Here is a 6442-nt window from a genome sequence, read left to right as displayed (position 1 = left end):
CGGATGGGGAAGAAATCTTTAGAATTTCTTCGCCGAGGCGGCTGCAGGCTCATTCGACGCGGAATTGGATGTGGTGGTGCCCGGTGGCCGAGTTCGGGATCGAATCCCGACGTTTCGCTGTCTGCACTGTGCCGTCCTTGTCCGTGGCACGCACGGTGAGGGTATGTGACCCCGCGGCCACCTCGGCGAATTCGGTCCGCCACTGTCGCCAGGTGTCGATCGTGACCTCCTCAGCCAGATCCGCCTGCGTCCATTCGCCGTCGTCGAGCTTGACCTCGACGCGGTCGATCCCTGCACGCTGCGCCCAGGCGGTGCCGCCGACTCGGATGTCCCCAGCAGGGACCTTGGCCAGCGGTTTCGGCACTTCGATGCGCGAAGCGACGAGGATGGGGGCCTTGGCATCCCACCCGCGGTCGGTCCAGTAGGCGGTCTTCTCATCGAAACGGGTGACCTCGAGCTCGGTCACCCACTTCGTCGCGGAGACGAAACCGTAGAGTCCGGGAACGACGAGGCGGGCGGGGAAGCCGTGGATCGGGGTGAGCGGTTGGCCGTTCATTCCCACCGCCAGGAGGGCGGCGCGGTCATCGGTCAGTGCACCGATCGGGGTCGAGGCGGTGAATCCATCGAAGGAGTGGGAGAGGACCATATCGGCTTGCGAGTTCGGGCGTGCTCGGGCGAGGAGATCACGCACGGGATATCCGAGCCAGGTCGCGTTGCCGACGAGGTCCCCGCCGACGGGATTGGACACGCAGGTGAGCGTGATGTGGTGTTCTTCCAGCGGCAGGTCGAGGACGTCGTCCATCGTCAGGGTCACCTCCTCTTCAACCATGCCGTGGATGCGCAGGGACCACTGTTCCGGGTCGATGACCGGTGGTGAGAGCACCGTGTCGATGCGGTAGAAGTCCTTCGCTTCGGTGACGAAGGGGACCGTGCCGTCGAGGTCGGTGCTCGCGGCGGCGGGGATCGCGGCCGCCTTCTTCGCAGGGTCGGGCAGCACCAGCTTGGCCACCGCCGCGCCGGCTTCCTGTGTGAGAGAGACGAGGGTCTGGCCGGCGGCGATGGTGACGGCCCCGATGGCACCGACGGCCCCGGCCAGGCCGAAGAAACGGCGGCGGCTGAGCGGATCTGAGGTTGGTGAAGGATGCGACGTTCGCGAGCCGGGCCCATCATCGCGCGCGATACCGCGCACGACCTCGGCACGGTCGGCCGCCTCGGCGGGGGTTTCAGGTACACCGAGGCGCAGCAGCACGACGAAGACCGCGACACCCGCCGCAATGCCGATCAGCGTGGGAATGACGTCGATGGCACCCGCTTCGGGGCGGATGATGATGACGATGACGGGGACGAGCCCGGCGACGACCAGCAGTGTCGTGGCCAGACGACGGCGGGAAACCGCCAGTGCTCCGATGAGACCGGCGAGGACGATCGCGCCGAGGCCGGTGGAGAGGACGAGGACGAGTTTGTCGTTGTCGCCGAACAGGGCGATGACGGGTTTGATCGCCGCCGGGGGAGCCAGTGGGATGATCGCCTGACCGAGGGTGAGCAGGGGTGCGGCGCTCGGAGTGAAGGCACGCGCGATGAGATCTGCGAGACCGAACATCATGACTGTGGCGACGATGCCTGCCACGACGCCGCGGAAACGGTGGGTTGCACGGGTTTTCCGATTCATAGTGATCATTCGGAGCCGCCGGGACGGCGGATGGGTCTGCGGGTTTTGTTACTGACCATTCACTGAAACGCCAGTGACCTTGTTGCGTGCCTGTCGTAGCATGGTGCAATGACTGAGAAACCCGGATACGCCCAGCCGCAGGCTCCGACCGGAGACGCGGATGAGCCGAAGAGCCCGAGTGCGCCGATCTACACCGCGAAGGTCGAGAACCTCGGCGGCACCTCGGGCGAGGTGCGCGTCGAAGACGGCCAGACCCTGTCCACCGCCCCGACCTCACGGGTCGAAGAGGGCAACAACCCGGAACAGTTCCTCGCCATGGCCTGGTCGACCTGCCTCGGCGAGACGCTCAAGGTCGTCCTCGCGGTCAATGAGATCGAGGCGCTCTCACGCGTGCGCGTCGAGGTCGAGCTGCACAACGAACCCTCCGGCAACGGCTTCTACTTCGCTCCGAAGGCGTTCATCTCCATCGAAGGGGTCTCGGACACCGACGCCGAGAAGTACGCTGCCCGCGCCCACGCTCGCTGCCCCATCTCCAAACTGCTTATGGGCAAGGGCGCCCCGGTCGTCGAAATCGAACCGTACAAGAACCCGGACAACTTCCAGCTCAGCTGAATCGGCTGAGCAGAGAACGAGAGGCCCCGACTGTCACGGTCGGGGCCTCTTCCGTCGGCGCCTGCGCTTTACCTGTCGGACTCTGCGGCAACGTCGGCGGCGATCTGCGCCAACTGCACGGCCGCCTCGGCGGGGCGGACCAGCCATCCCACGTGGGACGACGCGAGCGTGCGCACCCGGTAGGGATTGTCCGGGGTGAGCGCATCACCTTCGCGGATGAGGCGATCCTGCATCGCGGTCGGCACGCTCCGATCCTCGCCGAGGCGGACGAACGTACGCGGAATCGTCCCCCACGTGCCCGCCTGCGCCCGGTGTTCGGGCCCTCCCGCGTCGAGGTTCTCATCCGGCTGCAGTGAGTTCAGGAAGATGCGGAATTCGTCATCGCTGACGTCGGCGCAGAAGAGTGCTTTCAGGCCGTCGAGGACCACCGGGTCGGCCTGGCGGAAATTGCAGCGCAGCAGACCCAGCTGCCCGGGATCACCGGCCAGGGCCCGGGCGAGAGCCGCATTGTCGACGGTCTTCATTTCGGGTTCGGCATTGTATTCGGCGGCCGGGAGGTCCACCGGTGCCCATGCGGAGACATAGACCATGTGGTCGATGAGCTCCGGATGTGCATTCGCCAAGGCGGTCAATGTGGCCCCGCCGCGGCTGTGGGCGACGATGACCACCGGTCCGTGCTCCTTGGCACGGGCGGCCGCCTCGGCGAGAGCCCGGACATTGTCGTCGACGGTCACACCCCTGATCGATCCCGGCTCCGAGGTGAACCGGGCGAGATCCTGAGGCGCCTGATACCCGAGCGGGAAGGTGGCGGCGAAACCGTGACCCGGCAGGTCAACCGCGGCCGAGCGCACTCCGTGGAAGGAGAGTTCGGCCTGCAGCGGGGCGAAAGAGAAGCAAGTGGCGAAAGCGCCGTGGACGAGGATGAGCGTCGGCTGCGTCATCTCCTCAGCCTAGCGGCCGCCTCGGCGATGGGGAACGGAACACCAGACAAATGGCTCACGGGATGCCGAAGCGGATTACAGTGGCTGGTAGGACGCTCGGCACCGGGCCGGGCACGGAGCGACGAGAGGAGCCGAGGTGGAGATGAACTTGCAGGAGTTCCTGTTCCTCGCCCTCGACCTCACCGGCACTTTCGTCTTCGCAGTCTCCGGAGTGCTGCTGGCCGCGCGACGCAATTTCGACATCACCGGCGGTTTGGTGCTGGGCACGATGACGGGCATCGGCGGAGGCATGATCCGCGATGTGCTCCTCGACCGGGTGCCCAACGCCATCGGCCAACCGATCTACCTCGCCCCACCGGTGATAGCGACCCTGCTCATCTACATCATCGGCTCCCACATCTCCCGCGCACGGATCTGGATCGTCGCCTTCGACGCGATGGGCCTCGGCCTCTTCAGCGTCACCGGCACGACGATCGCGCTCGCCGCCGGGACGAACTATCCGGCGGCGCTGCTCATGGGTGCGCTGACCGCGTGCGGCGGAGGGCTCATGCGTGATGCCGTGGCCAGTGAGGATCCGGCGATCTTCCGCGGCACCGACCTCTACCTCATCCCCGCCCTGTTCGGTTCGGGGCTGACGATCATCGCCGAGGTGACCGGACTGTTGGGTGCCATCGCCTCACTCATCATCGCGGCCGCCGCCTTCGGGTTCCGCATGCTCGCCTGGAAGCTGCAGTGGCGGGTGCCGCAGCCGATGCGGCAATGGTCGTACCGGGACACCGGGCAGCGCGTGAAGAAGAAGCTGCCGTCGGTGTTCCGGAAACCGGACTGAGGGTGTGGCTTGTGGGACGGTCTCTGACCGGTTGACGTTCGCGGTGGCGGATCTGAAACATCGCTACCGGAATCAGTCGCCCGTGCTTGTGCGAGGATGAAATCATGAGTGAAACACCGCCCGGGCCACCGCCACCGGGGCCGCTTCCGTTGCACGAGGAGGAGCCGGTCCCGACGTGGACACGCGACTTTCTGCGCGTCCTCGGCTTCACCCTCTTCGGTGCGCTCTTCTTCACTTTCTTCATCTGGCTCGCCTCGACGGGGCTGATGTACCAGCGGAACATGACCGACAGAATTGAGGCAGATGGCCTCTGGGCAGGAATCATTGCTGGTGTATTTGCGTTGCTCTTTCCCTTCCTGTTCATGGAGCACAAGCGCAAGGACGACGGGTTCCGGCGTGAGGGTCTCGTCCCGCTTATTCTGCTCAGCGTCGTCGCTTCCGCAGTGATCGTCACGTTGGTGGCGCTGGTCTGGCCGTTCTTCCTCGGCGAGCGGGCCGTTCCCGGAACGGTTGCGGCGGAACTCAACAGCGATCCGGCGAGCTTCTTCCTCGTCCTGCTCTTCTTCATCGGCGGAATGGCGTGGAGTATGTGTGTGGTGATGCCGATGATGATCGGCGGCTTCAAGGCCGCGCTGTGGCTCCTGCTGCCGTATCTCGGATTCGTCTTCCTCATCGGCTTCGCCGGTGTGAGAGTCTTCGACAATCCGCCGAGCCTGCTCACCACGATGATCTGGGTGGCTGTGACGCTGACCGGCCTGGCGGTGCTGACCGTTCTGGCGATGCTGCGCAATGTCATCGACAAGTCCACGCCGCAGATGACCGCCGCCGAACGCGAAGCGGACTACCAGAGGTACCTGGAGGACAGGCGTCGGCGTGGACTGACGAACGAGAACCCGCTGCCGGGCATCGACGGACCTCAGCCGCCTCGGCGGTGAGTTGTCGGTATAGACGCGGCCGTTCCCACCTGGAAAGATGAACGCATGAGCGAGCCGACGAGCAACTGGACGACCGATCCCGCCCCACTTCTCCGTGCCGGGGAGGGATTCCGCCTCGGCGAGGTCGATCCCGAATCCACTCCCGGCTACGACGGGGACAAGAAGAGCGGGAAGAAGGATCTCGAGGCGCTGTCCGCTGGACTCAACGACCTGCAGGAGCGCCTCTTCGCTGCTCACCACGACGAGGACTCCGGCCCCGCTGTCCTCCTCGTCCTGCAAGCCATGGACACTGCGGGCAAAGGCGGAATCGTCCGCCACGTCGTCGGAGCCGTCGACCCGCAGGGAGTCGAGCTCGCCGCCTTCAAGAAACCCACCGAGGAGGAACTCGCCCACGACTTCCTCTGGCGCATCCGACCGCGCGTGCCTGGGCCCGGCATGATCGGAGTCTTCGACCGCTCACACTACGAGGATGTGCTCATCGGCCGCGTCCGTGAACTCGCCGACGAGACCGAGATCGAGCGCCGCTACACCGCCATCAACGACTTCGAAGCCGAGTTGGTCGCGGCGGGAGTGCGCATCGTCAAGGTCATGCTCCACATCTCTCCGGACGAGCAGAAGGCGCGCCTGGCCGAACGCCTCGAACGGCCGGACAAGTACTGGAAGTACAACCCGGGTGACGTCGACGAACGACTCCTGTGGCCGGATTACATGGACGCCTATCAGGTCGTTTTCGACCGCACCTCCACCGAGGCGACCCCGTGGTTCGTCGTGCCCGCGAACCGGAAATGGTACGCCCGGCTGGCCGTGCAGCGGCTGCTGCTCGACGTCCTCAAGGACATCGACCCGCGGTGGCCGGACGCCGATTTCGACGTCGAGGTCGAGAAGAAGCGCCTCGCCGAAAGCTGAGGGTCACGTCCGTACGGAACGGCGGTCCGCCTCGGCGAAGGATCTGCCGTGACGAATCGCGACGTCAGTCGCGACGGATGCTGAAGTCGACCTTCGTGGGGTGTTCGACGGTGCGGGAGACAGTGCAGTACTTGTCATGGGAGAGCCCGACGAGGCGTTCGATGCGGGCATCGGCCTTTCGGCCCTCCTCGTCGTCGGGGAACGCGAGGTCGAAGTCGAGGTGGACGTTGTCCACACGAGAGGCTCCGTCTTCGTCGATCTTGTCCGCGGTCGCGGAGACGTCGAACTTCGTGGGTTCGGTGTGACGGCTGGTGACGGTGTCGACGTCGATCGACGAGCAGCCGGCAACGGCGGCCAGCAGCAGTTCGACGGGGGTCATGAGGCCTTCGCCGCGGCCGAATTCGATGCTTGCTCCGCTCGGGGCGGTGGCGCGGTAGTGGTTTTCGGCGATGCGGGTCAGTTCGATGCTGCGGATGTCTTCACTCATGGGGCCATGATGCCAGGTTTCGGAGGCCGCCGTTGTGGTCACGGTCGGCGGGCGGGTGAGCCC

7 protein-coding genes are annotated in these 6442 nt (G+C 65.7%); 4 read left to right on the top strand and 3 right to left on the bottom strand.

Features of this window, described 5'->3' with window-relative positions; all coding sequences use genetic code 11:
- Window positions 1–49 precede the first annotated feature (49 nt).
- Complete coding sequence (locus tag KTJ89_RS16305) at window positions 50–1669, bottom strand: molybdopterin-dependent oxidoreductase (RefSeq protein ID WP_259358483.1); 1620 nt, start codon at window positions 1667–1669, stop codon at window positions 50–52.
- Window positions 1670–1777: 108 nt separating this feature from the next.
- Between KTJ89_RS16305 and KTJ89_RS16300 the strand changes: the two genes are divergently transcribed.
- Window positions 1778–2281, top strand: coding sequence for an OsmC family protein (locus tag KTJ89_RS16300; RefSeq protein WP_259358482.1), 504 nt, complete (start codon window positions 1778–1780; stop codon window positions 2279–2281).
- 68 nt (window positions 2282–2349) lie between these two features.
- On the opposite strand, the gene KTJ89_RS16295 is transcribed toward KTJ89_RS16300, so the two are convergent.
- A complete protein-coding gene (locus tag KTJ89_RS16295) occupies window positions 2350–3222 on the bottom strand; it encodes an alpha/beta fold hydrolase (RefSeq protein ID WP_259358481.1) in 873 nt (290 codons plus the stop codon).
- A 142-nt stretch (window positions 3223–3364) separates the two neighbouring features.
- On the opposite strand from KTJ89_RS16295, the gene KTJ89_RS16290 reads away from it, so the two are divergent.
- From KTJ89_RS16290 to KTJ89_RS16280, 3 genes are all read left to right on the top strand, one after another.
- Complete coding sequence (locus tag KTJ89_RS16290; RefSeq protein ID WP_062860326.1) at window positions 3365–4051, top strand: trimeric intracellular cation channel family protein; 687 nt, start codon at window positions 3365–3367, stop codon at window positions 4049–4051.
- A 104-nt stretch (window positions 4052–4155) separates the two neighbouring features.
- Window positions 4156–4986 (top strand): hypothetical protein, encoded by an 831-nt coding sequence (locus tag KTJ89_RS16285; protein ID WP_259358480.1) that lies wholly within the window; start codon window positions 4156–4158, stop codon window positions 4984–4986.
- Window positions 4987–5031: 45 nt separating this feature from the next.
- Window positions 5032–5892 carry a PPK2 family polyphosphate kinase gene (locus KTJ89_RS16280; RefSeq protein WP_259358479.1) on the top strand — a complete coding sequence of 287 codons (861 nt, stop codon included), beginning with the start codon at window positions 5032–5034 and terminating at the stop codon, window positions 5890–5892.
- A 64-nt stretch (window positions 5893–5956) separates the two neighbouring features.
- Here the strand turns inward: KTJ89_RS16280 and KTJ89_RS16275 are convergent, their stop codons facing one another.
- Window positions 5957–6379 (bottom strand): OsmC family protein, encoded by a 423-nt coding sequence (locus tag KTJ89_RS16275; protein WP_101547144.1) that lies wholly within the window; start codon window positions 6377–6379, stop codon window positions 5957–5959.
- Window positions 6380–6442: the final 63 nt, after the last annotated feature.

Origin of the sequence: Brevibacterium sediminis (assembly GCF_024895295.1) — a bacterium.
In the GTDB taxonomy this organism is placed as follows: Bacteria; Actinomycetota; Actinomycetes; order Actinomycetales; family Brevibacteriaceae; genus Brevibacterium; species Brevibacterium sediminis.
This window is presented reverse-complemented; position numbering and strand designations above follow the sequence as displayed.